Annotated in this window: 27 protein-coding genes; 23 read left to right on the top strand and 4 right to left on the bottom strand. The window is 44.3% G+C overall.

Annotation, left to right across the window (positions count from 1 at the left end):
* Window positions 1–29 precede the first annotated feature (29 nt).
* Complete coding sequence (gene menC, locus ACFP56_RS16900; protein ID WP_379236678.1) at window positions 30–1,145, top strand: o-succinylbenzoate synthase; 1,116 nt, start codon at window positions 30–32, stop codon at window positions 1,143–1,145.
* Window positions 1,146–1,393: 248 nt separating this feature from the next.
* Here menC and ACFP56_RS16895 read toward each other — a convergent pair whose 3' ends face one another.
* Together ACFP56_RS16895 and ACFP56_RS16890 are read right to left on the bottom strand one after the other, a co-directional pair.
* Window positions 1,394–2,767 carry a TrkH family potassium uptake protein gene (locus ACFP56_RS16895; RefSeq protein WP_379236676.1) on the bottom strand — a complete coding sequence of 458 codons (1,374 nt, stop codon included), beginning with the start codon at window positions 2,765–2,767 and terminating at the stop codon, window positions 1,394–1,396.
* The gene (locus ACFP56_RS16890; RefSeq protein WP_379236674.1) at window positions 2,751–3,416 is read right to left on the bottom strand and encodes a potassium channel family protein; all 666 of its coding nucleotides are present in this window, start codon (window positions 3,414–3,416) and stop codon (window positions 2,751–2,753) included. Before ACFP56_RS16890 ends, ACFP56_RS16895 begins: the two co-directional genes overlap by 17 nt.
* 196 nt (window positions 3,417–3,612) lie before the next feature.
* On the opposite strand from ACFP56_RS16890, the gene ACFP56_RS16885 reads away from it, so the two are divergent.
* From ACFP56_RS16885 to ACFP56_RS16860, 6 genes are all read left to right on the top strand, one after another.
* A complete protein-coding gene (locus ACFP56_RS16885; protein ID WP_379236672.1) occupies window positions 3,613–4,521 on the top strand; it encodes a DUF2232 domain-containing protein in 909 nt (302 codons plus the stop codon).
* Between the two features lie 17 nt (window positions 4,522–4,538).
* Window positions 4,539–6,500 (top strand): DHH family phosphoesterase, encoded by a 1,962-nt coding sequence (locus tag ACFP56_RS16880; RefSeq protein ID WP_379236668.1) that lies wholly within the window; start codon window positions 4,539–4,541, stop codon window positions 6,498–6,500.
* A complete protein-coding gene (gene rplI / locus ACFP56_RS16875; RefSeq protein ID WP_379236666.1) occupies window positions 6,497–6,940 on the top strand; it encodes a 50S ribosomal protein L9 in 444 nt (147 codons plus the stop codon). Before ACFP56_RS16880 ends, rplI begins: the two co-directional genes overlap by 4 nt.
* A 38-nt stretch (window positions 6,941–6,978) precedes the next feature.
* Window positions 6,979–8,340: a replicative DNA helicase gene (gene dnaB, locus ACFP56_RS16870; protein ID WP_379236664.1), complete on the top strand. Its 1,362-nt coding sequence runs from the start codon at window positions 6,979–6,981 to the stop codon at window positions 8,338–8,340.
* A gap of 148 nt (window positions 8,341–8,488) precedes the next feature.
* Entirely contained in the window at window positions 8,489–9,775 is a 1,287-nt protein-coding gene (locus tag ACFP56_RS16865; protein WP_379236662.1) for an adenylosuccinate synthase, read from the top strand.
* A 160-nt stretch (window positions 9,776–9,935) separates the two neighbouring features.
* The gene (locus tag ACFP56_RS16860; RefSeq protein WP_379236660.1) at window positions 9,936–10,583 is read left to right on the top strand and encodes a hypothetical protein; all 648 of its coding nucleotides are present in this window, start codon (window positions 9,936–9,938) and stop codon (window positions 10,581–10,583) included.
* A gap of 186 nt (window positions 10,584–10,769) precedes the next feature.
* Here the strand turns inward: ACFP56_RS16860 and ACFP56_RS16855 are convergent, their stop codons facing one another.
* Together ACFP56_RS16855 and ACFP56_RS16850 are read right to left on the bottom strand one after the other, a co-directional pair.
* On the bottom strand, window positions 10,770–11,228 hold the full coding sequence (locus ACFP56_RS16855; protein WP_379236658.1) for an ImmA/IrrE family metallo-endopeptidase: 459 nt from the start codon (window positions 11,226–11,228) through the stop codon (window positions 10,770–10,772).
* A gap of 82 nt (window positions 11,229–11,310) precedes the next feature.
* Window positions 11,311–11,649: a helix-turn-helix domain-containing protein gene (locus ACFP56_RS16850; RefSeq protein WP_379236656.1), complete on the bottom strand. Its 339-nt coding sequence runs from the start codon at window positions 11,647–11,649 to the stop codon at window positions 11,311–11,313.
* A gap of 203 nt (window positions 11,650–11,852) precedes the next feature.
* Between ACFP56_RS16850 and ACFP56_RS16845 the strand changes: the two genes are divergently transcribed.
* The 16 genes from ACFP56_RS16845 (at window position 11,853) to ACFP56_RS16770 (ending at window position 26,290) form a co-directional block, all read left to right on the top strand.
* On the top strand, window positions 11,853–11,981 hold the full coding sequence (locus ACFP56_RS16845) for a hypothetical protein (protein ID WP_379236654.1): 129 nt from the start codon (window positions 11,853–11,855) through the stop codon (window positions 11,979–11,981).
* A gap of 24 nt (window positions 11,982–12,005) precedes the next feature.
* Window positions 12,006–12,614, top strand: coding sequence for an ECF-type sigma factor (locus ACFP56_RS16840; protein WP_379236652.1), 609 nt, complete (start codon window positions 12,006–12,008; stop codon window positions 12,612–12,614).
* A gap of 577 nt (window positions 12,615–13,191) precedes the next feature.
* A complete protein-coding gene (locus ACFP56_RS16835; protein ID WP_379236650.1) occupies window positions 13,192–13,749 on the top strand; it encodes a phage tail terminator family protein in 558 nt (185 codons plus the stop codon).
* Window positions 13,742–13,912: a hypothetical protein gene (locus ACFP56_RS16830; protein ID WP_379236648.1), complete on the top strand. Its 171-nt coding sequence runs from the start codon at window positions 13,742–13,744 to the stop codon at window positions 13,910–13,912. The genes ACFP56_RS16835 and ACFP56_RS16830 overlap by 8 nt, the downstream gene beginning before the upstream one ends.
* A gap of 19 nt (window positions 13,913–13,931) precedes the next feature.
* Window positions 13,932–15,245 carry a phage tail sheath family protein gene (locus tag ACFP56_RS16825; RefSeq protein WP_379236646.1) on the top strand — a complete coding sequence of 438 codons (1,314 nt, stop codon included), beginning with the start codon at window positions 13,932–13,934 and terminating at the stop codon, window positions 15,243–15,245.
* A 1-nt stretch (window position 15,246) separates the two neighbouring features.
* Window positions 15,247–15,714, top strand: coding sequence for a phage tail tube protein (locus ACFP56_RS16820; protein WP_379236644.1), 468 nt, complete (start codon window positions 15,247–15,249; stop codon window positions 15,712–15,714).
* 32 nt (window positions 15,715–15,746) lie between these two features.
* Window positions 15,747–16,169, top strand: a complete 423-nt coding sequence (locus tag ACFP56_RS16815) for a phage tail assembly chaperone (protein WP_379236642.1) — start codon at window positions 15,747–15,749, stop codon at window positions 16,167–16,169.
* Window positions 16,170–16,475: 306 nt separating this feature from the next.
* Window positions 16,476–19,235, top strand: coding sequence for a tape measure protein (locus ACFP56_RS16810; RefSeq protein ID WP_379236640.1), 2,760 nt, complete (start codon window positions 16,476–16,478; stop codon window positions 19,233–19,235).
* 11 nt (window positions 19,236–19,246) lie between these two features.
* Window positions 19,247–19,945 carry a LysM peptidoglycan-binding domain-containing protein gene (locus ACFP56_RS16805; protein ID WP_379236638.1) on the top strand — a complete coding sequence of 233 codons (699 nt, stop codon included), beginning with the start codon at window positions 19,247–19,249 and terminating at the stop codon, window positions 19,943–19,945.
* Window positions 19,942–20,913: an XkdQ/YqbQ family protein gene (locus ACFP56_RS16800; protein ID WP_379236636.1), complete on the top strand. Its 972-nt coding sequence runs from the start codon at window positions 19,942–19,944 to the stop codon at window positions 20,911–20,913. Before ACFP56_RS16805 ends, ACFP56_RS16800 begins: the two co-directional genes overlap by 4 nt.
* The gene (locus ACFP56_RS16795) at window positions 20,913–21,206 is read left to right on the top strand and encodes a DUF2577 domain-containing protein (RefSeq protein WP_379236634.1); all 294 of its coding nucleotides are present in this window, start codon (window positions 20,913–20,915) and stop codon (window positions 21,204–21,206) included. Before ACFP56_RS16800 ends, ACFP56_RS16795 begins: the two co-directional genes overlap by 1 nt.
* Window positions 21,207–21,210: 4 nt before the next feature.
* Window positions 21,211–21,612, top strand: a complete 402-nt coding sequence (locus ACFP56_RS16790) for a DUF2634 domain-containing protein (RefSeq protein ID WP_379236632.1) — start codon at window positions 21,211–21,213, stop codon at window positions 21,610–21,612.
* Window positions 21,605–22,684, top strand: coding sequence for a baseplate J/gp47 family protein (locus tag ACFP56_RS16785; protein WP_379236630.1), 1,080 nt, complete (start codon window positions 21,605–21,607; stop codon window positions 22,682–22,684). The genes ACFP56_RS16790 and ACFP56_RS16785 overlap by 8 nt, the downstream gene beginning before the upstream one ends.
* Window positions 22,677–23,264: a putative phage tail protein gene (locus ACFP56_RS16780; protein WP_379236628.1), complete on the top strand. Its 588-nt coding sequence runs from the start codon at window positions 22,677–22,679 to the stop codon at window positions 23,262–23,264. The genes ACFP56_RS16785 and ACFP56_RS16780 overlap by 8 nt, the downstream gene beginning before the upstream one ends.
* Window positions 23,261–23,545: a ketopantoate hydroxymethyltransferase gene (locus tag ACFP56_RS16775; RefSeq protein ID WP_379236626.1), complete on the top strand. Its 285-nt coding sequence runs from the start codon at window positions 23,261–23,263 to the stop codon at window positions 23,543–23,545. The genes ACFP56_RS16780 and ACFP56_RS16775 overlap by 4 nt, the downstream gene beginning before the upstream one ends.
* Window positions 23,546–26,290: a Kelch repeat-containing protein gene (locus ACFP56_RS16770; RefSeq protein WP_379236624.1), complete on the top strand. Its 2,745-nt coding sequence runs from the start codon at window positions 23,546–23,548 to the stop codon at window positions 26,288–26,290.
* Window positions 26,291–26,293: the final 3 nt, after the last annotated feature.

Raw genomic sequence — 26,293 nt, 5'->3', positions numbered from 1 at the left:
TCGCAGCGATGGAAGTGAGAAGTGATAGGATGAAGATAGAAGCTGTCCTGCTGCATCGTATTCGCATGGAGCTCATAACGCCTTTCGCTACCTCATATGGCGCTTATACTGATCGCGAGACGATTCTGGTGCAGGTGATCGACGAAAACGGCATATCAGGCTGGGGAGAATGCGTTGCATTTGCAACGCCGTGGTATACGGAGGAAACGGTACTTGGAGCATGGCATGTGTTGGAGCAATTTCTAATACCCTCATTATTGAAGGAGCAGATTCAGCATCCACGGCAGCTGCCACAGCTGTGGCAAGCTATAAAGCGTCACGCCATGGCGAAGGCAGGGCTTGAAATGGCGGTATGGGACTTATATGCGAAGCTTCAGAAGAAGCCGCTGTATCAGCTTATTGGTGGAATGCGAGACGAGATTCAAGTAGGCGTTGCAATAGGGCTGCAACCAACCATTGAGCAATATTACGAATGGATTGATCAATATATTGCACAGGGCTATGCGCGCATAAAGGTGAAAATCAAGCCAGGTCAAGACGTGTCGCTGATTGCAGCACTTCGTGAGAAGTATCCGCAGCTGCCGCTAATGGCCGATGCCAATTCAGCTTATACGCTGAAGGATATTGAACATCTAAGGCAGCTGGATCGTTATCAGCTGATGATGATTGAGCAGCCGCTTGCAGCTGATGATATTATCGATCATGCCGAGCTGCAGCATGCGATGAGCACGCCGATCTGCTTGGATGAGAGCATTCTGCAGGCAGAGGATGTGCGTAAGGCTGTTCAGCTTGGCAGCTGCCAAATCATCAATGTGAAGCTGGGACGAGTTGGGGGCTGGAACGAGGCGCTCCGAATTCATGAGCTGTGCGTAGAAAAAAGGGTTCCTTTATGGTGCGGAGGTATGCTGGAAAGCGGCATCGGGCGAGCGCATAATATGGCGCTTGCAACGCTCGTGGGATTTACGATACCTGGGGATATTTCTGCTTCGTCAAGATATTGGCAGCGTGATATTATCGCTCCTGAAGTAACCGTGAATCAAGGCAAGGTTGCGTTGCCCAAGCTGCCAGGCATCGGCGTTGAAGTCGACACGGATTATGTATCAGCTCTGACTTTGAATAAGCTAGAAATAACAACAGATTCATGAGTTGCTATGTGGAACAGAATATAAACAAGTTCACCTGCCCTTGCCGCATAAGGGAATAAATCCATGCATCAGGTCTATGCTAGCGTAAAAAGGCAAGCTTTTCTGATTGATACGACTGCACGTACGCAGTGTCTTGAATCAGTAAGCTTGCCTTTTTGATTGCTGCTAACAGCTGCTGAGTGGCAGTTGCGAAGCTTATTAGCGTCTTGCATGCAGCGAAAATGTTATTCTTGCGTCTAAATATCATGTTATCCGATCAAGATATTGTCTTCTGGATAGCCGATACGTGACTGCTGTTTGCGGTTTGCTAATGCATAAGCAAGCGTAAGCGGTCCGAGGCGGCCAATAAACATCGTAAAGCCCACAATATATTTTCCGGGCAATGACAGATCTTGAGTTAGTCCCATTGTAAGCCCTGTTGTGCTGAACGCTGACGTTGCCTCGAACAGCACCTCAAGGAAATGATCCTCCAGCAAATCCTCCGTAATCGTTAGCGCAAGCGCGACGATGAGAACCACTGTTAATGAGCTCATAACGACGGCTAGTGCGCGAAGCACGGAGCCATCTGGAATACGCCGTCCGAACGCATGCACCTGACCGCCACCTCTGAACGTCGTAATCGTTGCTAAAATAAGCACGACAATTGTATTGATCTTAATTCCGCCTCCAGTACCACCTGATGCAGCTCCGATAAACATATAAATAATCAGTAAAAACTGTGAAGCTGCGAGCATGTCTGTAATGTCTATCGTATTAAACCCTGAGCTTCGGGGTACGAGTGTTTGAAACCATGCGGCCTGGATGCGCTCGAACCAGGTCAGATGGCCAAATGTTGCTGGATTGAGTGATTCAAGCAAATAGATAATACTAAAGCCGATCAACGTAATAACGATAGAGGAGGAAAGAACAATTTTAGTGTGTAGGGAAAATTTGCTCCATCTCTTTTTTTGAAACAGTTCAACGATGACGATATAGCCGAGACCACCAGCTACAAAAAGAGTAATAATGACGATATTGACAATCGGATCGCCGACAAAAGCTATTAAGCCGTCTGACCATAGGGCAAAACCTGCATTATTGAAAGCAGATATTGAATGAAAAAGACCATAGTAAAAGGCGGTGCCCCAGCCCATCTCAGGCTGCCAGTGAATTGTTAAAACGAGTGTTGCAATCGATTCAAATGCAAATACAATCACAATAATATAGATACATAGCCGAACGAGCCCTTGTGCGCTAGAGGCTTGAGTTGTTTGCTGAATAAGAAGACGTTCCTTCAAGCCAATTCGCTTTCCCAATATAATGGCAATAATAACACTAATGGTCATGAATCCTAGACCACCGATTTGAATAAGAATCATAACAATAATTTGTCCGGCGAGTGATAGGTCATCACTTATATTAAGCACCGTTAAGCCATTCACGCATACGGCAGATACCGCGGTAAACAGCGCATCGGTAAAGCCGACCGTTTCGCCTGTTGTTGATGAAAAAGGCATCATTAGCAGCACGGTGCCGATCCCGATCAGGATCGCAAAAATAAGAATGATCATTTGCGGTGGACTGATTTGATAACGGGACGAAAAGGGCTTTGACTTGATAAATGTGTTATTTTTTTCGATCATAGTAATTCTCCAGCTGCATGATTTGCTCTTGACTTCCTATAATGAGCAGTTTGTTGCCAGCTTCAATCATATCATCGGCACTTGGAGCGACATTCATGCGCTGATCTGTTTTTATTGCTAAAATCGTACAGCCAAAGCGAGCTCGAATATTCAGCTTTTGCAGAGATAATCCATTCATTGCTGGTGGCGCCAGCATCTCTACAATGTTATATTCCTCAGACAGCTCAATATAATCAATTATACTGTTCGAGCTGAGCTGGTTGGCCAGTCTTACGGCCATGTCCCGTTCAGGGTATATCACATTGTCTGCACCGATTTTCCGCAAAACATTGCCGTGCATTTCATCACGTGCTTTTGCAATAACGGTTGGAATATTCATTTCTTTAAGCAGCAGCGTAGTTAGAATGCTGGCTTGCAGGTCATCTCCAATCGCGACTACGGCATGAGTAAAATTGCTTGCGCCAAGCTGTTGCAGCACAACCTCATCCGTACAATCTGCTTGTAGAGCATGCGTTGCATAAGGTGTAATGTCCTGAACTAGCTCGGCATCTTTATCTACCGCAAGCACTTCATGTCCATTTTGCACCAAGGTTCGTGTCAGACTGCTCCCGAATCTACCGAGCCCTACGACAAGAAACTGTTTTTTCATTGTATTGGTCACTTCCTATTTTTTCATATCAGTTCACCTACGATGAATCATAAACATCCAATCCTGAAAATGCAATATTAAAACGAATATGTACCAGCATCCAATCCTTATGGCGTTTCGTCCGACGGGGTATAATTTATGATATAATACAATATAGTGTAAATCACATGATACTGACTTCCCAGAGGTGAATCGTTTGAAAACTGGAAAGAAGCCGATTTTATGGAGCCTAGTGGCCTTGGCTGGTACGCTATTGCTGGTTGTTCCTGGCCTAAACATGGCAGCATTACTGCTTATGTTGGTTCCATATTCGGTCCTTTATACGCTGCTTAATCGAAGATCATTTATCATTCATGCATTGGCAGTGTTCATTATAGGCAGTCTGATCATTGATCCGGTCGCCTTTGTAAGTTTAAGCCTGTTGGCCATTATTCCTAGCATAGCGCTTGGACAGTATTATAAAAAAGGCACGCCTTCCACCAAAATCATTCCAAAGATGATCGGTCTAGTGATCGTTGTGCTTATGGTTGGCTTATTCTTTCTAGAGAGCTTGCTTGGCCTCTCCATTATTTCAGATATGAGCAAGAACATGACGTTAATGCTTAATGATGTTTCTACACAAGGGTTTGGAGTCATTGAATGGAGTCGCGATATGACGGACAGCTTCGTGAGATTGATGATTAACATGATACCTTTAGTGTTTTTTGTCATTGCGTTGCTGCTTGTTGTTTGCTCGCATACCGTTGCTCGCAGGCTCGTTGCTGCGGAAGGATTCAAGGTAGCCCCCTATCCGAAAGCAAAGGAATGGCGTCTGCCGCGTTCCTTGGTATTTATTTATTTTATTGCGTACTTGCTTGAGCTTACAATTGATCCAATGGATGGCTCGTTTATGACGCTTGCTATTATGAATCTTGTACCTGCTCTTAGCCTTGTTTTTGCCATTCAAGCAGTTGGCTTTTTCTTTTTTATCGCTGATAATCGTGGCTGGTCAAAAGTTGTTCCATTCTTAATTGCTTTCCCAGTATTGCTGCTGCCGCCAGCAAGCATTATTGGTATTTTGGATGTAGCTTTTCCACTTAGAAAAGTTTTTTCTAAGCAACAATAGGCACAGGAGCGATAATTATGCCAAATTTTCTAACTAAGCGCTGGCATGGGCTTCACTCAGTGTTGACCCTTATTATTATGTTTGCACTGACGGCGGTTCTGAGCTATTTTTCATGGGTTGCAGGATTGATTGGGCTGCTGTTGACGATAGGCGCCGCAGTTTATGTGTACATAGCTGAGCGCGCTTTTCGCAATGAATTCAAGCAGTACGTCCAAACGCTGTCATATCGCTTGAAAACAAGCGGTACTGATATTATTCAACAGCTGCCATTCGGCATTATTATTTTTAACGAGGAACATAACGTAGAATGGCATAATCCGTATATCTCTACCATTTTGAATGAAGATAATCTTGTTGGAGAGCCGTTGAACAAGCTGTTTCCTTCGTTATCGCAAGTCAAGGATGCCGATGCTACCGTTGAGCTTATGCTCAATCAGCATATGTACCGGCTTACATTTCGCGAAAAAGCGCGTATTGTCTATGTGCAGGACATAACAGAATCGTGGGCTTTGCAAAAGAAATATGATGAAGAGCGTCTATCGATCGGTATCGTTATGATTGATAATCTTGAGGAAGTAACGCAAGGTCTTGATGATAATCAGCGTAGTTCACTGCTGTCTAAAGTGACCGGCAAGATTACGGAATGGGCGCAGCGACATGAGGTGCTGTTAAAGCGCCTTACCTCAGATCGTTTTCTGCTCATTACCGATCAGCATACGTTGCGTGCTCTGGAGCAAACGCGCTTCGACATTTTAGATGATGTGCGTGAGATGACGAACGATCAAAAAATTCCGATTACGCTTAGTATAGGCTTTGCAGCAGGAGCCGAGCATATTCTGGAGCTTGGCCACTGGGCGCACCGCAGTCTGGATATTGCGCTTGGCCGAGGAGGCGATCAGGCAACGGTAAAATTCGGCACACGTCAAACGTTTTACGGCGGTAAAACGAACGCAGTCGAGAAGCGGACGAAGGTTCGTGCTCGAGTCGTTGCCCATACGCTGCGTGATCTGATCAAGGAAAGCTACAATGTCGTAATAATGGGGCATCGCATTCCTGATATGGACGCAATCGGAGCCGCAGTTGGTATTCTAAAGGCTGCACGCATGCTGGGCAAGGAAAGCTATATTGTGCTCGAAGGGGTCAATCCTTCGATTGACCGCATGATGGAGCTGCTGAGAGAGGATGAAAAGATCGCCCAGCGCTTCATTACACCTGAGCAAGCGTTTGGCTTAATGAACAGTCATACACTTGCCGTTGTGGTAGATACACACAAGGCTTCCATGGTAGCGGAGCCTAAACTGCTGTCCATGACAGAGCGGATTGCGGTGATCGATCATCACCGTCGCAGTGAAGAGTTTCTCAGTCATGCGACACTTATGTATCTCGAGCCATATGCTTCCTCTACCTGTGAGCTGGTTACAGAGCTGCTCCAGTATATCCATGACCGTATCTCCCTTGATGTGCGAGAGTCTACCTCGCTGCTTGCAGGGATTACAGTAGATACAAAAAGCTTTTCGCTCCGAACAGGCGCGAGAACATTCGAGGCGGCGTCGTTTTTGCGCCGCAACGGTGCGGATTCCTCTATGATTCAGCGTATGCTGCAGGAGGATTTGCACGGGTATATTACGAAATCAGAAATTATTAAGCATGCAACGATTATGTATGATCACATTGCGATTGCCGTCGTTTCGCAAGGCGAGGTCAAATCGCAGCTGCTTATTGCGCAATCTGCGGATACGCTGTTGAATATGTCCAACATCTATGCGTCATTTGTCATTGCTGAGCGTCCGGATGGCCTTATTGCCATTAGTGCACGATCCTTTGGACAAATTAATGTTCAGATCATTATGGAGCGCATGGGCGGCGGCGGACATTTAACGAATGCGGCTGCTCAGCTTGAAGGCACAGTTGATGAGGTAGCGGCCAAGCTGAGGGACGTACTGAAACAAATTGATGAAGAAGAGGGGTTATTCGAATGAAGGTAATCTTTTTACAAGATGTTAAGGGTCAAGGTAAAAAAGGGGAAATTAAGGATCTGTCTGAGGGCTATGTACGTAATTTTCTGCTTCCTAAAAATCTAGTTAAGATCGCGTCAGACGGTAACGTTAAGACGCTTGATATGCAAAAGGCTTCTGAGGAGAAGCGCAAGCTTCAGGAGAAGGAGCAGGCCATTGCACTAGGCAAAAAGCTGGAAGAGCTGCAAGTTATCGTGAAGGCCAAGTCTGGAGAAGGCGGCCGTTTGTTTGGCGCCATTACTAGCAAGCAGATTGCGGATGCGCTAGCGAAGCAAGGCTATAAAATCGATAAGCGCAAAATCGAGCTTGATGAGCCGATTCGTACACTAGGTACGACACAGGTTCCAGTAAAGCTGCATACAGAAGTGAAATGCACAATCAAGGTTCAAACTGTCGAAGAGTAATCGTAATGAGTAGTAACGAGAAGGGGAGTTAGAGGGCGATGAGTCAGGAAGCTATATTCGATCGTGTGCCGCCGCAAAATATGGAGGCAGAGCAGGCTGTCATTGGCGCAGCGCTGCTACAGCCTGAGGCGTTAATCGCCGCGATGGAACGTGTCAAAAGTGAGGATTTCTACAGCACGGCTCACCAACTGATCTTTGATGCGATGATTGAGCTTGGAGAAAACAATCAGCCGATTGACCTCGTTACACTGACTGCTCATTTGCAGGATAAAGGTGTATTGGAGGAGGTCGGCGGGGTTAGTTATTTGGCGAAGCTGGCCAACTCTGTTCCTACGGCTGCAAACGTAGAGTACTACGCTCAAATTGTTGAAGAGAAATCAATGCTTCGTCGGTTAATTCGTACAGCGACGAATATTGTGACAGACGGCTATGCTAGCGCTGACGATGTTTCGAGTTTGCTGAGTGATGCCGAGAAAAAAATACTTGAAATTTCAAATCGCCGATCAAGCAGCGGATTTATTTCGATTCGTGACGTATTGATGGAGGTATTCGAAAAGGTCGAGTTTCTATATGCGAACCGCGGGGGAACGACAGGGATTCCGTCAGGCTTCGTTGATCTAGACCGGATGACGGCAGGCTTTCAACGCAGTGATTTAATTATTGTAGCGGCTCGTCCTTCAGTAGGTAAAACAGCCTTCGCCTTGAATATTGCGCAAAATGTAGGGGTGCGAGCGAAGGAGACGGTGGCGATCTTCTCTCTGGAGATGTCAGCTGCACAGCTTGTACAGCGTATGATATGCGCCGAGGCCAATGTCGACGCGACCAGACTTCGTACAGGTAATCTGGAGGCGGAGGACTGGGAGAAGCTGACGATGGCGATTGGCAGCTTGTCGGAGGCCAATATCTTTATCGACGATACACCGGGTATTACCGTTGCAGATATAAGAGCGAAGTGCCGCCGCTTGAAGAAGGAAAAAGGGCTTGGCATGATTCTGATCGACTATCTGCAGTTGATTTCCGGTCGCGGCAAAGCTGGCGAAAACCGTCAGCAGGAAGTATCCGAGATTTCTCGTACGTTAAAGCAGATTGCACGTGAGCTTGAAGTTCCAGTTATTGCTCTGTCACAGCTGAGCCGTGGGGTCGAGCAGCGCCAGGACAAGCGTCCGATGATGTCTGACTTGCGTGAATCCGGATCGATCGAGCAGGATGCTGATATTGTATCTTTCTTGTATCGCGATGATTATTATGACAAAGAATCGGAAAAAAAGAATATTATCGAAATTATTATTGCCAAGCAGCGTAACGGCCCTGTCGGTACGGTTGAGCTGGTATTTTTGAAAAACTTTAATAAATTCGTCAATCTCGATAGAAATCATCAAGACCCGTCACAAGCCTCGTAAATATCCGAACATTATATTAGCGAACAATTTTATTGTTCGCTTTTTTGTTTGACTTTTACGTATGCGATTGATAAAATAGAAATGCTGTTTTTTTATGTTTTTGAGGATTTAAATTAATCGATGGTTGTCATCGAGTGGAGGTATGGTTATGTCGACAGTAGTAGTTGTTGGTACGCAGTGGGGAGATGAAGGAAAAGGTAAAATTACCGACTTTCTTGCGGAAGGTGCAGATGTCGTTGCACGCTACCAAGGCGGTAACAATGCCGGTCACACGATTTTGATTGATAATAAAAAATATAAGCTGACAATGATCCCTTCTGGTATTTTCAATACCAACAAGACTTGCGTCATTGGTAACGGAATGGTTATCAATCCTGAGGCGTTAATCGAAGAAATTAATTATATTCATGATAATGGCTTCTCATCTGATAATCTGTATATCAGTGATCGCGCACATGTTATTATGCCATATCATCTTATCCTCGATGCGCTTGAAGAGGATCGTAAAGGCGATAATAAAATTGGTACAACACGTAAAGGGATTGGCCCTTGTTATATGGATAAAGCATCACGTAACGGCATTCGCATCGCGGATCTAATGGATCCCGTCGAGTTTGAAAGTCGTGTACGTGCAATTGTAGCTGAGAAAAACCAGCTTATTCAGCAGGTTTATGGCGCAGAGCCAGTAGACGCTGACGAAATTATTAAAAACTATTTGGGTTATGCAGACATCCTACGTCCTTATGTAACGGATACTTCTGTTGTGCTGAACGATGCAATCGACAGCGACAAAAAAGTATTGTTCGAGGGTGCGCAAGGCGTAATGCTCGATATTGACCAAGGTACGTATCCATACGTAACGTCCTCTAATCCATCTGCAGGCGGTGTATGTATCGGTTCTGGTGTTGGTCCATCTCGCATTAAGCAGGTAATTGGAGTAGCGAAAGCTTATACAACTCGCGTAGGCGATGGTCCGTTCCCTACTGAGCAGGACAATGAGATCGGTCAAATTATTCGCGATAAAGGTCATGAGTACGGTACGGTTACTGGACGTCCTCGCCGTGTAGGCTGGTTTGATACGGTTGTTGTTCGTCATGCCCGTCGCGTTAGCGGCATTACAGGCTTGTCTCTTAACTCACTGGACGTATTGACAGGACTTGAAACCGTAAAAATTTGCACAGGCTACAAATTCCGTGGCGAAGTGATTTACAACTATCCAGCAAGCTTGAAGGCAGTTAGCGAGTGCGAAGCGATCTATGAGGAGCTTCCAGGCTGGAGCGAGGATATTTCCAATGTGAAGCGTTTGGAGGATCTTCCGCAAAATACACGCAACTTCGTTAACCGTATTTCTGAGCTGACTGGTATTCCAATTGCGATCTTCTCGGTTGGCCGCAACCGTGAGCAAACAAATCAAGTGCTTCCAATCTATGAATAATTGAATTTGTTTGTCTAGCTGGTTAGACAATGATGATTAAGGCTTTGCGCTTGCGCCATATTGGTGTAGGCGCAAAGCCTTATTTTTATGTCAATCGATTGATCTCAAGAATGACCGCTTTCTTTTCTGTCCATAATGGTAGAAAGAAGGAGTGAGAGAGATGGCGTGGAAAATAGCAATCTGGATTGCGAGAATTGTTTCAACTGTGCTGATTGCAAGCTTGTTGTCGATATGGATGACTGGCTACGTGGTAACAAGCTATGTGCAGTCACTGTTAAAACAGTATGAGATACCTATGGAGGTAAGGCCCATCGCGCTGTCTGACGTGTGGGGCATGGTGTGGGGGAAGGAGAGTACCTCTAATGAGGTAGCAGATGCTACTAGAGTTGGCTCTGATAGCGATAAAGAGCAGCAGCCGCAGTCAACTGACGATGCAGGGATACACGATGATGAGGCTACAGATGGAGCTTCGGATGGCGAGAACATAGAGCACAACGATGGAGAGCAGGCAGATGATCAGTGGGATCAGGATGCACAAGAGGTACTTGCCCCTGTAGAAAACGGCGGTCAGCCAACGATAACACCAGAGGACATCGGTGCTTCGAAGGACATGCTGTCTGAGGAGGATAAGGAGCGAATGTTTGAGCTGTTGATGACGAATTTGCCAACGGATTCGATGCAAATGTTCTTTACCTATATCGAGGATGGCTTGACAGACCAAGAGCTGTTGGATGTCCAGCAAGTGATGGCTCAGCATCTAAGCAAGGATGAATACGAGGAATTAATGGACATTCTGAAAAAGTATTAAAACGAGTAGATCATAGAATAGATGAAAACGGATCTATCGATTTGAATAGATCCGTTTTTTATTGGCTGCGGCATGAGAGGTCCAAAAGGACTATCCCTAGAAAAAAACAGAACATATGTTCGATTTTGGGTGATAAAAAAAAGCGCTGCTGCGTTCATGTCAAAATTGTTGCGTGCCAGTATGACTTTATAGCTTGATAATATTGAGCGGTTCAAAATAAATGAGATGGTTTTGATAGGTAACATACAGCCCATATTTGCGTTGATAATGTTCCACGGTTTGCTGCAAAAAATCCTCGGTTACTTCGAAGTAATCAGCGATCGCATGTCTGCCTTCCATACCTTGCTGCCACGCTTCAATGAACTTGTGAAGCGGAATCAGCTGTTCGTAGCCCCATGTTCTTGCACGATATTCCTGCTTGCGATTTGTAAGCGAGCTTTGGTCAAGGATATTGCCGCTAGAGGTAAAATAGTGACCAAGCTCTTCCGATAGAATACAAGCTTTTTCTTGATGCGTGTTGATATTTTTATTAATCCATATAATTTGATCCGCATACAACCCTTTATTTCTTCGTGACATTGCCTTTTCATATACGTATACACATTGTTTTTCAGCAATGGCAAGAAGCTTTTCATATAGCTGCAAATGATTTCACCTCGGCTGCTATTTTAATGTATATCGTTTTTTTCGTGAACGTATTAAATGTTTATTCAAGTGTCAGCCTGCCTTATTGTTCCTTGTCTTTGCGCTTCAATCTGACAAATGCCTTGAAGCGTTCAATTTCCTCTAATTCCTCTTCGGTCCATTGTTCTCCCTCATGGTGAGCGGCAATCGTTTCTGGCTCGTAGTGCTCGCCACTTGCCATAGCTTCTAATTCTTCAACCGTAATGCTAAGTTCTCTACACACATCTACTACATTCGTTACCGAGGCTCTGCTTAAATCACGAGTAAGCATCGATTGCAATGTAGTTGGCGGCATGCCAATTTTTTCAGCAAATGCCCTTCTGCTTCCTCTCTGATCAATCATTTCTGCTAGAATTTCGGACATTCTGGTCGTATTGCGCATGAACATGAACACTCCTTAACATACAGTGGTATACGAAATCCCGTATACAACTACTATCATACACAACTCGATCAGACTTGTAAATGAGATATGAACGAAGTTTAGTTCAAAATTTGGGAATAACTGTTGATATTAAACGCAATATCGTTTATATTTTAGACAAGACAAACGAAACTTCGTTCAAATTGTGGCAGGAGGTACACATGGAAGGCAATTATTCCTATACAGACAACGAGCAGCAGGCAATGGATTACGTGATAATCAGCCTTTATTGGGCTTGCATGCAGGTTCGTCTAAGCAGAGCAAAACGGAAAAAGAAAACAAAGCAATAAATGATACGAAGAGGAGAGATTGATATGACAGAACACGATGTAATTGAACAATTAACAGGATATAAACGATTAGTGGCACGAATCAAGGTGTTGTCTAATTATTCGGTTGGAGCGGGGATCACCGTTAGTCGCTTAAATGAAGATGATCATCTACAGGAGCTGCATGCTCGTTTGCGGGGTATGCCCTCCTATATGTACTTATCCAAGCGAGAACAACAGCTGGAGACGGTAGCGCATACGTATTTACAAGGTCAGTATCCGGTCGGAATCAAAAATCAACAGCGTGCGATTGCCTCAGTTGGCGAGGATGAAGAGGATACAAAGCTATTAAAGGAGTTAAAGCGCAAAATTGATAAGGTCATCGCGGCAAGAGGATATACGATTCGAAGCGACATGGACGAAGTGCTGGAGCGGGTATCTGAGCTGCAGGACCTGCAGGCGGAAGTAAAGCGAATCGACGGAGTGATGGAGGCGCTAGAGCAGTACAAGCCAGACTATGAAAAGCTGCTGCGTTGGCGCTATATCGAAGCTTTGTCTGTTAGGGAGACCTCGTTCCGCTTAAACGTTACCGAGCGAACCTTGCGTCGCTGGAATACCGTTGCCGTGCAGGAATATATTAAGCTTTCCGCTTAATTTCTTCTAGCCCATGAAAGAAATATTTAGCAGTCAAATGCACCTACTAATGAAAGCCGTGCCCGTAATGATGGCGCCGAACCTTTTCATTTGCAGGTGCATTTTGTTTTATATTGAGGCGTTGAGCAAGGGAAAGGCGTAAGAAACATGACCGAGAGTGCTTATAGTAGCACTAGAATACGGTTAACGTTCAAGCTAACAATAAGCTGTCCGCATCATGTCCGCTCATTGTCCGCATGACGACCGTTTTTCTCATTTTAACCGTGTTATTATGATACCATCGAAGAAAATTCATAAAGAGCAAATAACCCGCATGCACCTTAAGCGATTGAGGTAAATGATGCCTTACACATGGCAATCATCTACTACGCTTATAAGGTGCATGTTTCGTTTATGAATGTTTTCGAGCTGCTGAGCTGCAACTGAGCTCGGTATTAGATGCTGCTTCATTTTCGTAGTAACAGATACGCTCTGACGCATTTGTCAGAGCGTTATCTATGCCATGGTGTATGGATGTGACGATGTATTGGCATCCAAGCTGAAGGCGAGTACACGAAGATGGTCAAAAAGGAGGTGAATGGTATGCGCTAGTGAGTGTGGAAGCGAGGCACGCTGCCAGATTGTGATGCTCGAATCGAAAAGGCATGCTTTCGCGCAAGGGCAAGGGTTCAACAAGGAAACAAGTAGTGCTAAAGAAGGTGATCTGTTGCAACACATAACGATTAATGATGTTCGATACGCGATGCATCATGCCTTAGAGGCAGCTTTTCCTACCGTCACCATTTCAAGTGTGGAGCCTAATCCACCAATTGATACTCCCTACTGTCTAGTTCGATTGCTTGAATTTACGCAAGCTCAGGAACTGGGTAACCGATATCGGCGCAGTTTTCCTTTTTCCATTGTATATATGGATGCCGAGCAAGAAATGGATGATAAGTACAGAATCGCTGAAGAGATGATCGCAGCCGTAAAGGAGCTAGAGCTGGGCAGTTCCAGATTGTCAGGCCAAAATGTAAAGGTTGAGATAATAGAGGGCAAACTGCACCTTTTCATCACCTATACTATGCTTGTTCGAGAGCAACAGCTAAGGAGCCCTATTATGAAAAATCTTGAGGAGGGGATTGTTGTTGACTAAACCTAAGGCTTCAACATTTACAAAAATGCAATTTTTGCAGTCCGAGCAGCGCTCAGGCTGGGAGAAGGATATTCTAGCTGCGGTATTGGATGACCGCAATACCTATACTGTCGCAGAGGCAGACAAAGCAATTCAAAACTATTTGAAGAAAGGTGTGAAGTAATATGGCAGGAGGAACTTGGGTGTCACAAAACAAGGTAAGACCAGGTGTATATATTAATTTCAAAGCAAAACCGCAAACATTGGGGGCAATTGGTGATCGAGGTATCGTTGCCGTTCCAGCTCTGCTACCTTGGGGAGATTCCGAGAATGTTATTGTCTTGGAGGCAGCTGAATATGGCAATCAGGCGCTTAAGCTGCTTGGCTATCATGCTGGCGATGCGCGTATTCGTCACATTACGGCTACTGTAAGCCATGCACAGCAAGTACTGCTTTATCGTTTAGGAGGAACAGGTGCAAGCAAGGCGGCGGCTACGCATGAAGGACTAACAGCTACTGCCAAATGGGGTGGCTCGCGCGGCAATGATCTTAAATTTGTCGTGCAGCATAACATTGATGAGCCTGAGCTTTTTGATGTGATTACACTTCTGGATAATGAAGAGGTAGATCGTCAGACTGCAGGATCTATCGACGAGCTTGAAGCAAATGCATTTGTAGATTGGTCTGGAGAGGGCGTGCTAGCTGCTACCGCTGGTGTTGCACTTGCTGGTGGAACAGATGGTTCTTCTACAGGCGCAGATTTCTCTGCGGGATTATCGGCGTTCGAAACGTATACGTTCAACGTTTTGGCTGTACCGCTTGACGATACATCGAGCAAGCAGCTTGCCGCTGCTTACGTCAAACGCCAGCGTGATGAGGAGGGTAAGAAAATTCAAGCCGTTCTTGTTAATTATCCTTCGGCTGATTACGAAGGCATCATCAGCTTGCGCAATGGTGTGGTAACGGCGGATGGCTTGCAGGTACCGCCTACATCACTTGTATGGGAAATCGCTGGTATGCAGGCTGCTGCTGGCGTGAACGAGTCGTTAACGTACGCAGCGATTCCTAATGCGGTGGATGCTTATCCAAGACTGACGAACAGCGAAACGATTGCAGCCTTGAAGAACGGAGAGCTGGTCATTACAGCTCTTAACAACACAGCAGTGATTGAGCAGGACATTAATACGCTTAAAAGCTTTACGCCTGAGCGCAGCAAAGCATTTAGCAAAAACCGTGTTGTGCGTGCACTGGATGCAATCGGCAATGATGTGAAACGAATTTTTGATTCGTACTATATTGGCAAAGTGAGCAATAATGCTGATGGTCGTGCGCTGCTGCAGCAAGAAGTTGTTGCGTATTTGCAATCCTTGCAATCGATTGGAGCGATTCAAAACTTCAATAGTCAGGCTGACCTTGCAGTTGAGCAAGGGACAGATGTTGAAACGGTCATCATCAACCTGAGCGTACAGCCAGTAGATAGCATCGAAAAAATTTATATGACAGTGGAGGTAGCGTAATATGAGTTATTTCATGGAGAAGGATGCCATTAGCGGCAAGCACGCACGAGCATATGTGAAAATTGGAGATCGCAGAGAAGAGCTATTCTATGCAAAGAGCCTTGAGGCAACAATCGAAAAGAATAAAGTCGATGTGCCTGTATTGGGCAAAACGAATACGCCGCAGCGTTCGGCAGGCTGGAACGGTACTGGAACACTAACGGTATATTATGTTACCTCTGTATTTCGCGAGCTAATGAGTGAATACATTAAAACAGGCAAGGATTTTTGGTTTGATCTTATCGTTATGAACGAGCAGCCAGGCAGCAGCACAGGCAAGCAAACGGTTGTTCTGGAAAACTGTAACATCGATAGCGTTATTGCGGCACGTTTTGATGCATCTAGTGACGATATGCTAGAGGAAGAAATGCCATTTACGTTCAATGGCTACCAAATTCAAGATACATTCAATACGATTACGGGCGCCTAATAGGCGCTCTTCTATTATACAGGAGGCGATTGATGATGAGTTTAAAAGCTTTTTTTGCGCAAAATGTTCAAGCTGAGGTTGTTGAGGAATTTGTTGTGTCGGAGCGCTTCAAGGATGAGAACGGCAAGCCGATTAAGTGGAAGCTGAAAACATTGACTGAACAGGAGAATGAAGCGATTCGCAAGTCTGCAACGCGTTACTCTAAAGGTAAAAATGGAGCACGCCAGCAGGAGATCAACCAGGAAGAGTATGCTGCAAAGCTAGTTGTAGCAAGCATTGTATATCCTGATCTGCAAAATACTGATCTACAAGCATCCTACAAGGTTATGGGCGCTGATAACTTGATTAAAGCAATGCTATTATCTGGAGAGTATGCGAACGTGCTGTTAAAAGTCCAGGAGCTAAACGGCTTTGATCAGGATGTTGACCAACTGGCAGATGAGGTAAAAAACTAATCAATGAGGGCGATCCGGAAGCTGTGTATGCTTACTTTGCCCTCAACGAATATCATATTATGCCGTGGGAATTTGCCGCGCTCGATCCTATAAGTAAGGCTGCATTAATCGGGTGCATAAAGGTGCGGGTTGAAGCAGAACGCAAGCAGCGAGCAAAAATGAAGCGGAAATAGCTGAGCAAGTAAATAGAGCTGATCTATAGTCTGACTCACTGTATATTAACAGCATCTCTTTCTAATAAGAAGAGATGCTGTTTGAGTATCGTCGTTATGTCCAGATCGCGATTTCTATGAAAGGAGGGAGTATATGGCAACGTTAACAGACTCGGTAAAAACATTAAAAGATTTCTCTAAAGCGATGAAAAGTGTCAATCATCACTTGGAAAAAATGACAAAGTTGATGAATGATTTGGGTAAAGCGTTAAATAATCCAATGCAACCAAAGAGCAGCGGAAATAATCCAAAATCGCAAACTGATAATTGCAACCCTTGCGTTCAAATAAGTATTTGTTACGACTCTGCTCAAATTGCAAAAACAGCAAATGAGGCACGAGAGAAAATGGAACAGATGACTGGCACAATAATTGGCGGCTTTAAATTGGAACAGATTGATCTATCTGAAGCTGTGAAAGGATCGCCAGCACTGTTAATTGTATTTAAAGTTTTACAAGAGCAAAAAACGGCAAAAGTTGATAATAAGGTTAGAATGTTTGACGAAATTAAAACTGCATTCGAGCCAGTAGGTGAAGTATTCAATCAAGCTCGGGCAGATATCAATCAGGCATTTGAACCTATTAAGAAGAATTTTAATGATTTTGGCGATAAAATTCAGAAGAAATTTGAGCCTATTAAAAAGATCTTTGGTGATATTGGTGATAACATTCAAAAAAAATTAGAGCCCATCGGAGAGATGTTTAAAAATGCTGGTACGAACGTCAAAATCGGTCTTGAGTTATATGGTCTTCAGATCAGGGATGAATTTAATAAAGCTGCTCAGCTTATCCAAGTTGGCTTTCGATTAGGTGTAAATAAGATTAGAGATCCGCTTAAAAAAGTGTTTGACCCGATTATAAACAAATTTAAACCAATTGGCATTGTAATCAGTAATGCATTTAAACCTCTTGGAGCTATTTTTAAAGGGGCCGGTGCAATTCTCAAGAGTTCAATTCATCCGATTATAAAATCATTTGGAATAGTTGGGAAAGGCATCGCAGCTTCTTTAATGCCGGTTCTAGGCAGCGTTTCAAAATTTATAGGCGGTACAGTATCTAAGTCAGCGGCTCTATTAAAATCATCGTTTAAGAAAATATTTAGTTTTGATCAATTGAAATCACTTATTAGTTCCGGTATGCAATCTGCAGATCAACATACGAATTTACAAGCTAAGTTGAACACAATTAAAGGGCCAAATGAAACGACAAAACAGCTAGAAGATAAACTCTTTGCATCAGCTAATAGAAGCGGTACAAACTATCAGCAAACAGTTGGTATATTATCTGATTTGAGATTATCAGCTCCAGATGCATTTACTAATAATGATGAGGCAATTCAATTTGTTGAAACATCGCAGAAAGCATTTCAGCTTAATGGGCTTTCACCATCTGATTCGATGGCAGGTATGGATATGATCAGTGGTGTTATGAAAAAAGGGGCTATGTCCGACAGTGATTTCACTGAAATGATGTCGACAGCACCAGAGATTGCACAGGCAATATCCAACTTCACTGGTGTAAGTCAAGAAAGGCTGAAGGAGCTGGCTGCGGAAGGAAAAGTTACAAGTGATATTTTTAAGAATGCTATTCTGAATGCAACAGGAGAAATTAATGGCAAGTTTGCAGAATTACCGGCTACTTTTTCAAGCGTAGGACAGATTATTAAGAATGTGATTTTCCAAACGATTGGGCCTGCATTGGGTACAATTGCAAGTAAGCTAAAGGCTGCTTTGGAGACCGACAGTTTTAAATCATTTGTAAACATGATCGCAACAGGTTTTGGGCTTATTGCTAGTATTGGGGTGTGGGCTTTTGATTTAATTATTAACAACTTAGATATTGTGAAAAATGTACTTGCTGCACTTGGAATCGCTGCGCTCGTAGTTGGGACAACTATGTTCATTGCTTGGCTTAAACCATTGCTTCCGCTTTTGCTTATTATCGGCATTATTTATTTAATCATTACCATTCTCAATATGTTTGGTATAAGTACAGGTGAGGTATTAGGATTTGTTGCCGGATTGTTTATGGCGTTGTTTGCCGTGATCTGGAATATAGTAGCCGCTATTTGGAATACGTTGCTTTCATTTGTTGAATTTCTTGTAAATTTATTTATTGATCCAATCTACACAGTACAAAAATTGATTTATGATTTAACGATGTATTTTGGCGAAGCTATGTATGACATGCTTGTTGCTGCTGAAAATTTTGCCGGCGGCTTTATGACGATGATTCTTGGGGCCATTAACGAGGTACTTAAAGGTGTCAATTGGCTGTTAGATGGTCTCTCTAAAATTTTCAAAAAGGATCTAGGGGAGATTAAGCTATTAGATGAAACCAATCCTCATGCACTGAGTGACGAGTTTAGGAAAAAGCTAGATGCTATAGAGGAGCCGACGTCTGACAAGGATCTATTCAGCCTTGATAAGTACAAAATGAATAACAAAGACATTGGAAAAGCGTTCAATTCAGGTTTTGATTTCGGTTCTTCGCTTGGCGATGGCATTGCTTCTCTTAGCGATTCGTTCGGAGGAGGCTCGTCGAAAGGAAGTCCATTTGGCGGTTTTGGTCCAGGCACAGGAAACGCTGGCGTTCCTGATAACATAGCCAACGTAGATCGTGTCGGCGAGATTGGCAGTATTCAAAACTCAGTCGATATTAGCAGTGAGGATCTGAAAATGATGCGAGAGCTTGCAGAAATGAATAACATCCAAAACTTTGTATCGTTAACGCCATCCATTAACTTTGGTGATATGCATGTACGTCAGGACAGTGATATTGATATTATTGTGGCCAAAATTTCTGATCGTCTTAATCAAGATATATCAACTTCTGTTGATGCAGTGTATAGATAGGAGGGATGAATATGGAACTACAATCGAAATCTTCAGCAAGCTCTAATAAGAAAACTAGCGTTTATTATGCTCACATGAGCTACAACAATGGTACAGAAGGCTTTCAATTTCCTGTTAATCCCTCCTCGGTAGAGGTCAATGAGACGGGACAAGGCAAAACCTATAATGTGCCTGGCATTGGTGAAATCAATGTAATCGGCAGCAAATCACTGTCTGAAATTAGTTTTAATGGGCTCTTCCCTGCTCAGTATTATCCCTTCGTCAATGTAAAAGAGGATGATTTGCGTCAACCTGTGCAATATATTTTGCGGGTCAACAAGTGGATGCGTACCAAGCATCCAGTTCGATTTATATTATCTAGCGAAACGTATAACATCAACACGCCTGCTACAATTGAAAGCTTTACCTGGAATGAGGCGGCAGGGGGTAATGGGGATATTGAGTACAGCATCAAGCTAAAGCAATATATGTTCTACCGTGCAAGAAAGCTTAAATCAGGTCTTACATCTCAAGCTAGTAAAGGAGTCGCAAGAGCAGATGAAAAGCAGCAGCCCAAAACGTATAAGCTTGTCAAAAACGATACGCTTTGGAAAGTCGCACAAATGCATTTGGGCAATGGTGCACGCTGGAAGGAAATTCAGAAGCTTAACGGAATAACCGATGCGGAAATTACCCGTTTGCAGGTTGGAAGGGTGCTGAAGCTGCCATGATGTACGTTGTAAAACTGATTCATCACAATGGAGCAGAATGGGATATTAGTCAGATTGTTCATAGTTTGACTTGGAAGACCTCGCGGATGGGTAGAGCAGGAAGTATTAGCTTCACTTTAATAAAGGGCGGGTTATATCAGTCTAAGGATTTTACTTACAGCAATGGTGATATGATACGTGTTCTTGTCGGCAGCACGGAGGTTTTTCACGGCTATATATTCAGTATCGATGCAGGGCGAGACGAAGCAGTATCGATCACGGCTTATGATCAGATTAGGTATCTCATGAATACAGATACGTATGTATTCGTTGGTCACACTGCTTCAGATATTGTAAAGCGAATTGCTAAGGATTTTCAGCTTAAGCTTGGAACGATTGCAGAAACAGGCTATAAAATTCCGACGATGAGTGAGGATGGTCAGAAGCTGCTAGATATTATCTGCAAAGCAATCACGCTGACATATCATCATACGGGGCGGGATTACTGCTTGTACGATGATTTTGGCAGGCTGTGCTTGCGTGATGTCGAGGATGTGTCGTTGGATTTTTACATTGGTGAGCAAAGCTTAATGTATGATTACAGCGTTAAAACCTCTATCGATGATGATACGTACAATCGTATCAAGCTGTATCGCGACAACAGTGAAACGGGCAAGCGCGAAATTTACATGGCTGAGGATAGTGTGAATATAAAACGGTGGGGCGTGCTTCAGCTTTATCAGAATGTTGAAGAGAAAATGAATGACCCGCAAATTAAAGAGCTGCTGAATAACCTCGCCAAGCTGAAAAACAGAGAAAGAAAATCTCTGCAGGTCAATGCCATTGGCGATATTCGCGTGCGTGCAGGCTTTAGGGTGCATATCAAGATTGACGAGTATGGCGTTGATCAAGCGCTTCTGGTTGATGAGTGTACACATTCCTTCAGTAATGATGTACACACCATGAGTTTGGAATTGAAGGTGATATAATGGCTGATTTACTTAGCCTTGTTAAGCAGGCAGCAGTTGAAGCTGTAAAGGCTAGCAATCCCGTTGCCTTGAAGACAGGTACCGTAACCAATATTAATCCGTTAGAAGTGAACGTTGACCAGCGGTTTACACTTCCAGCGGATTTTTTAATTTTGCCACACGCGATGAGGCGTAAGGAGCTGAATATTGGCGGTGTATCTTATGTCATTTCGGACGGGGTACAAGCAGGGGACAACGTGCTGCTGCTTCGTGTACAGGGTGGACAGAAGTATATTTTATTAGACAGGTGGTGATACGATGATCCCTGCTATTAATGAGCTAGATATTGATGAGAGTCCGCTTGCAGAACAACCTTCCTTGACATGGGGGCTGGATGTAGAAAAAGGAAAAGTGATTGGGAAAATCGACGGTCTGGATGCCGTGAGGCAAGCAGTCTTCAAGATCTTGCAAACAGATCGCTATTGGCATGTGATCTACTCCACAGACTATGGACATGAGTTGTCGTCATTAATCGGCGATCATCCTATTTATATGGAGTCTGAATTAAAACGAATGATCGAAGAAGCACTGCTAGTAGATGAACGAATTGAAAGTGTGGATCAATTAGAAGTCGCTATTGATGGCGAGAGCGCTCATGTTTCATTTCGCGTGAACAGCATATATGGCAGCTTCGACGAGGAGGTGAGCACGAATGTATGAACATATGACGTATGAGGCGATATTGGAACGCATGCTTAATCGAGTAAGCAACTCCATTGATAAGCGCGAAGGCAGTGTAATCTACGATGCCTTGGCTCCTGCTGCCGCGGAATTGGCTCAGATGTATATTGAGCTGGATATCAACTACAATCTTTCTTTTGCGGATACAGCTAGTGGAGAGTATTTGACACGACGAGCAGCGGAGTTTGGAGTAAACCGCAGTGTTGCGACTGCTGCAGTAAGGCAAGGGTTATTCTACAACGCTAGCCATGCCTTAATGGATGTACCAATAGGTACACGCTATGCTATTGCTGACCTGACTTATACGGTAACTGAGCGCATTAGCAACGGTGTGTATAGGTTGACCTGCGAGAGTACAGGTACAGTGGGCAATGAGCAATATGGGGCATTGCTTCCCATTGATTTTGTGGCGAATCTAGCGAGAGCTGAGCTTAGTGAAGTGCTTGTTCCTGGTGAAGATGAGGAATCAGATGAGTCATTACGCCAGCGATTGTATGATACGGTCAATGAGCCTGCCTTTGGCGGAAATGTTGCAGACTATAAAAATAAGGTCAATGCGATTGCGGGCATAGGTGCTACAAAAGTATACCCTGCTTGGCAAGGTGGCGGTACAGTCAAGTGCACCGTTATTTCATCAGACTGGTCTATCCCGTCGTCAGCGCTTATCCATGAGGCGCAAACGATTATAGATCCTTCAATTAATAGTGCGCAAGGTATTGGACTAGCACCGATCGGGCATGTGGTGACAATCGCAGGCGTAGCAGGTCAAGCGATTAATGTTGAAACCACACTAACTTTATCCGGCGACGTTACCATTGAGCAGGTTAAAGCAGATATTGAAGCTTCTATTGAAGATTATCTGCTACAGCTTCGTAAGGATTGGGCCAATCAGCAGCAGCTTATAGTCAGAATAGCACAAATTGATGCTCGATTACTGACCGTGACAAGCGTTGAGGATGTGACAGATACAAAAATTAACGGTTCACCAACTAATTTGACACTAGGAACCGATGAAGTTCCACTGCTCGGGACGGTGAATGCGAATGGCTGATCGAATTTATCAGTATTTACCTGAGTATTACAGACGAATTGAGGATTTCAGGGAATTGGATAAGAGTGAAAGCATGGAGCTGGATCTGCTGCAAGGAGCGGTAGACCAGCTTTTTCATGATCAGTATGTGATGACATCCAGTCTTGGGGCAATTAGAAGACGCGAGCAGATGCTGGGCATACAATCAGATCCATCTACGGAGTCTCTAGATTTTCGTCGGCGACGAATACTAAATCGTTATCAGACAAAGCCGCCATTTACGATTCAATACCTGCAGAAACAGCTGGATAGGCTTGTAGGTTCGGGGATGACGATTGTATCAGTAGATCCGCAGCAATTCTTATTGACTGTGACGGCGAATGTAGATAATGCCAATGTGTTTCGAGAAGTGTTGTATACAGTGGAAACCATTAAGCCTGCAAGTTTGGTTTATCAGCAGAACACTTCACTTTCCAGCTGTATGCATATCGAGGAACATATTCGAAGGCAGGAAATGACGTGGAATTACAAGCTTGATGGCGGCTGGGAGCTTGGAAGCAAGCCATTTGTAAGCTATGGAACGGAGGTTATAGTGAAATGATCACCTCATCTCTCTTAAATGGAGTATCGGGCTACGTTAATGGTCGTATTGCTAAGGTTGTCATTAATGGAGAGTTCGAGATTACGAGCTTCAAGGTAAAAGAGGTTACAGACAATGTAGTGGCACTTAATTATATTGTGCCTGTAGCTGATGTTAACGTAGTATCGCTAATAGAATTGAAGGATTCGAAGAACCAGGTGCTGACATCGAACACAGTGAATATTCCAATCGCAGCAGATCAAATGATGCTGCACACGATAACCGTAAAGGAGGCGGGATAAATGGCTAAAACGAATTGGCAGATGGACGATACTGTAATGCCCGATGATCTCAATCAGATCGGGCATGAGATTAATGAGCTGAAAGCAGACGGTAGTGTGACTACAACGAAGCTCGCTAATAAGGCAGTAACAGCAGCTAAACTAGCAGATCAGGCTGTCGGTTCTAACCAGCTTGCAAATGCTGCGGTCGGGACCGATAAATTGGCTGGCCAAGCTGTAACCACGGATAAAATAGCTAACAAAGCAATTACGAAGGCCAAACTAGCAGATGATGTCACGATTGGCGGGGCTGATGATACGATGATCGGTGACCGCACAATTAGCGATACAGCTGCACCGACTAGTAGTACGGGCAAGCTGACTTCTTTGCTTGGCGGGGCTGCTCATATGATCAAGTCAATCACGGGCGGGGCCAATTGGCGGGAGGTTCCGGGGATTACGCTTGCTGCGATTAAAACAGTACTTGATGCTGCGACAAGTGCCGCTACGGGTAATGTGCTTATTAAGCGAGATGCTAACGGTCGAGCTAAAGTAGCCGCGCCATCGGCGAGTGATGATATTGCGCGTAAGGCTGAGGTGGATGCTGCGGTTAGTGCAGCGGCGAGTGATGCGAGCAGTAAAGCGAATGCGGTGCAGGCTAACTTGTCTGAGCATACTTCGGATAATGTGAGGCATATTACCGCAGCAGAGCGTACGGCTTGGAATGCGAAGGCATCAACATCCGTTGCGACATCCTCGACATCAGGTCTAATGTCTGCGTCTGATAAAGGGAAGCTAGATGGCATAGCAGCAGGTGCACAAGTGAATACCGTAAATAGTGTAGCTGGTAAAACAGGAGCAGTGACACTAGCGAAAGGTGATGTGGGCTTAGGTAATGTTGATAATGTTCAGCAAGCGCCAATCAGTCACGTAGGGGCAGGTGGTACAGCCCATGCTGCTGCAACTACTTCTACTGCTGGTTTCATGAGCGCAGCGGATAAAAGTAAGTTGGATAGTATCGCCTCAGGCGCTAATAACTATGTGCATCCTTCAACACATCCGCCAAGCATTATCTCACAGGACGCCAGCAATCGGTTTGTAACGGATGCAGAGAAAGCTGCTTGGAATGCGAAGGCAGGCACAGCAGTTGCAACTACGAGTGCTAACGGACTTATGAGTGCAGCAATGGTCACGAAACTCAATGGCATAGCAGCAGGTGCGCAGGTTAATCGTTCACAAGCAACACAAGCTCAAGCCATAGCCGGCACGGATAACACTACCGATATGACCCCATTGAGAGTTAGGGAAGCAATAGATGCTCGTACACGTTACGGTACAACAGCAGGATCAGCAACGGCTTTTACTTTAACATTAAGTCCTGCTCCAGCCAGCTTATACACTGGTTTGCAGATTACTGTTAAGCTGCATACCAATACGGGAACCAACCCTACTCTGAATGTTAATGGACTTGGAGCAAGAGCGTTATATGACAGTGACGGAGCAAGATTTAGCGGTGAAAGTGGAAAGATTTATACGTTTGTGTACGATGGCACAAATTTTATTCTGCGTAGTGGAGGAGGTGGTGGAAAACTAAATGTGTATACTGGATTGACACAGCCGGCGAAAAAAGAAGGGGTTTGGATACAGACGAGTCAGGCGATAACCTCTGTTCGTAATGATTTGGATATATGGTTAGCAAATGCATGGAGTAGAGTGAGTTATGCGGATATGCCAGAGCGAATAAGTAGAGCAGCTGCAGTATCTGATGGAGCTAACACTTACGTGTTAGGTGGATTCTCTAGTAACTCTGCTACTTCTAGATCCACTAACTATAGATATAATGCCAACACTAATACATGGACAACACTGCAGCCAATGGTGGCAAATGTAATGTTACATTGCGCAGCAGTAGTTGACAAAAAAATTTACGTGTTTGGGGGTTCTCATTCATCAAATAGTACTCCGACTGCATTCTTGCGTAAGTATGACATATTGCAAAATACATGGGAAACATTGCCCAACATGCCAGTACCTTTACAATATGCCGCATGTGTTGCAGTAGGGACAAAAATTTATATTTTTGGAGGCAGTCAGACAAGTTTTACCGATGGCAGAACTACTACAAGATGTTACGATACGGTGAGTGATACATGGAGTCTATTAGCGGCTATCCCCGAGCAAAGAGCGTCGGCTGTGGCTTGTGCTGTAGGGACAAAGATATACTTAGTCCATGGACATATGTCTGCTGGTACAAGTGGAGGCAACCCAAAAGATTTTTGTTATGACACTATTACTAATGCGTGGACCGAAATCGCAACTTCCCCAGCTTGGATTAGGACAGATGGCTCAGGAGTAGCTGTCGGCAATAATGTTTTTGTTTTCTATAGGACAGAAGGTGTCGTGTATAACACAACGACAAACACGTGGACAGTCTTACCGAATGGATCAGTGAATCATTTATACCCGGTCACAGGATATTATCAAGGAATGATTTATGTAATTGGTGGTAATTCCCTTAGCAGTGTAAGTTCTTATGCCTTGAACTCTACTTCATACCCAACTGGTACAGTCATCTTGTATCGTATTGACCCTGCTTACGGTCAATGGCAGACGGAGCTTGTAACTCCCGGACAATTATTACTGGGAGTAAATACACGGCTACTTTCTCACTTTGATGATGCATTTATTCATGACGGAACAACCCTTCGCGGAGATTTACCAAGTTATTACGGTAACGGCTCAGCGTGGGTTAAATTTAAAAATTAGATG

This window comes from Paenibacillus septentrionalis (assembly GCF_042659865.1).
Classification (GTDB): domain Bacteria; phylum Bacillota; class Bacilli; order Paenibacillales; family Paenibacillaceae; genus Pristimantibacillus; species Pristimantibacillus septentrionalis.
This window is presented reverse-complemented; position numbering and strand designations above follow the sequence as displayed.